Source organism: Bacillus sp. LR--39 (assembly GCF_053613335.1).
The window spans coordinates 1-673 of sequence record NZ_JBSIOT010000976.1 but is presented as its reverse complement, the minus strand read 5'-3'; the positions used below and the strand labels follow the sequence as shown (position 1 = coordinate 673).

Annotated in this window: 1 protein-coding gene and 1 pseudogene; one reads left to right on the top strand and one right to left on the bottom strand. The window is 47.5% G+C overall.

Features of this window, described 5'->3' with window-relative positions:
* The first annotated feature begins 4 nt into the window (after nucleotides 1-4).
* Nucleotides 5-202, top strand: coding sequence for an ABC transporter substrate-binding protein (locus ACWHAR_RS27865; protein ID WP_452088542.1), 198 nt, complete (start codon nucleotides 5-7; stop codon nucleotides 200-202).
* On the opposite strand, the pseudogene ACWHAR_RS27860 reads toward ACWHAR_RS27865, so the two are convergent.
* A pseudogene (locus ACWHAR_RS27860) lies at nucleotides 141-673 on the bottom strand (ABC transporter substrate-binding protein); the annotation flags it as partial. The gene ACWHAR_RS27865 and the pseudogene ACWHAR_RS27860 overlap by 62 nt on opposite strands.

Sequence of the window (673 nt, the reverse complement as noted above, 5' to 3'; positions counted from 1 at the left end):
GGCAATGCCGGTACCGCGGCCGTATATGCCGGACGGTATGAAAATAGCCGAAGTGATTCAATCAAGCTTTGAAAAAATCGGAGTCAAAGCGGAAATCGTCACTTACGACTGGGCGACGTACTTGGATAAGGTGAGCAAAGGGGAAGCTGATGCGTTTTTAAGAGTTCTTTTGCCTTTTTTAAATCATACGGATATTCCTTAACCTGGTCGTTGTACCCTTCGAGCGACGGAGGAAGCGGGTTTTTTGCAGATTCAGCGAGACCTCCGTAGAAGGAGTCGATAATCGCCTGTTTATCGACAGCATGGTTCAGCGCCTGGCGGACCAGCTTATTGTCAAATGGCTTTCTCGTCGTTGTCATTCCGAGATACCCGACGTTCATTGAAGGCCTTTCAAATATTTTCAGATTGGCGTCTGCTTTGATGCTTTCGATATCAGACGGATTGACGCCATCCATTAGGTCGATTTCGCCCGTCTTCAATGCATTTAAGCGGGCTGAGTTTTCAGGAATGGCTCTGAAAATGATCTTCTGCAATTTCGGTTTGCCTTGATCCCAATAGTCTTCATTTTTCTCAAGGACGATCCGGTCGTTCGGCTTCCATTCGACAAATTTGTAAGGGCCAGTGCCGACGGGGTGCTCCCTGAATTTTTCGCCGTATTTTTCAATGGCGGCAG